The organism is Brevibacterium sp. SIMBA_078 (assembly GCF_046534565.1).
GTDB lineage: Bacteria > Actinomycetota > Actinomycetes > Actinomycetales > Brevibacteriaceae > Brevibacterium.
This window is the reverse complement of record NZ_JAWRYQ010000558.1, coordinates 1-238: the sequence shown is the minus strand read 5'-3', so window position 1 is coordinate 238 and position 238 is coordinate 1. Positions and strand designations below refer to the sequence as shown.

General features: G+C 42.9%; 1 protein-coding gene. It reads left to right on the top strand.

The features are described from left to right. Positions 1 to 10: 10 nt before the first annotated feature. Positions 11 to 238 (top strand): hypothetical protein (locus tag SB749_RS20785; RefSeq protein ID WP_410711986.1); only part of this gene is annotated, 228 nt, incomplete at its 3' end.

Genomic DNA, 238 nt, shown 5'->3' with positions numbered 1-238 from the left:
AAACCTAAGTATGGAAAGCATATTCCCCGAGTCAGACGAACCAAAAGCATACGAACGCTCCCCACAAGGCATGATCAAATATCATCGTCTACAAAAATGGTGGCTTGAAGAACTAACATTCAGTGAACGCAAGCGCTGTAGAATCGAATACGCCTATGACCCCATGAGCACAGGCAACATTGACAAAGGGCTTTATCGCAAATCATCAAGCAGCACAGTCAATTTCTTAAAATCCTTA